Origin of the sequence: Paraburkholderia sediminicola (genome assembly GCF_046026895.1) — a bacterium.
Classification (GTDB): Bacteria; Pseudomonadota; Gammaproteobacteria; order Burkholderiales; family Burkholderiaceae; genus Paraburkholderia; species Paraburkholderia sediminicola_C.
In genome coordinates this window covers 1-804 of sequence record NZ_JAQQEU010000256.1, presented here as the reverse complement: position 1 = coordinate 804, position 804 = coordinate 1, and the positions used below count along the sequence as shown (strand labels likewise).

General features: G+C 64.6%; 1 protein-coding gene. It reads right to left on the bottom strand.

Features of this window, described 5'->3' with window-relative positions; translation table 11 throughout:
* The coding region (locus PQR02_RS40610) for a sensor histidine kinase (protein ID WP_408243417.1) at positions 1-804 on the bottom strand (804 nt) is incomplete at both ends.

Genomic DNA, 804 nt, shown 5'->3' with positions numbered 1-804 from the left:
GTCCTTGAAACGGATCGACATGCCGTGCATGCCGGCCACCGCCAGCACAAGGCTCAGACCGAGCCCGCTGCCGGGCGTGTGACGGCTTGACTCGCCGCGATAAAAGCGCCTTAGCACGGCCTGCTGTTCGGCGGGCGCGATGCCTGGCCCGTCGTCCGAAACGGCGATGCCCGCGCCGCTCTTGTCACGGAACACTTCGATCCGCACATGGCCGCCGTGCGGTGCGAACTTGATGGCGTTCTCCACCAGATTCGCCAGCGCCTCGAATAGCAGATTCGGATCGCCCTGGATCTCGAGCGGCCCCGATACCGTTCGCTGCAGTTCGAAGGCGATCTGCTTGTCTTCGGCAGTCGGATCGTAGAACTCGAACACGTCATCGGCGACGGCGGCGAGATCGACTGTTGTGAATCCCGCGCGGCGCACGCCGCTTTCGATCTCCGAAATGCGGAGCAGCGCGTTGAAGGTGCGCAGCAGCCCATTGGTCTCGACGATGGTTTCATCGATCGCCGCACGATACTCCGCTTCGGTTTTGGCGCGCCGCTGTGCCCGTTCCAGCGCGCCGAGCATCCGCGTGAGCGGCGTGCGCAGATCGTGCGCAATCGCGTCGCACATGCCCTTGACCTCGTTCATGAGCCGCTCGATTTCGTCGAGCATGCCGTTCACGACGCCGACGAGGCGATCCACGTCGTCGCGTTTCGAATGCACCGGCAAACGCCTGCTGAGATTGCCGGCGACGATTTCCTCGATCGAGGCGGTCACCGCGTCCAGCCGCCGCATGGCCGAAATGCCGATCAGGCTCGCCCC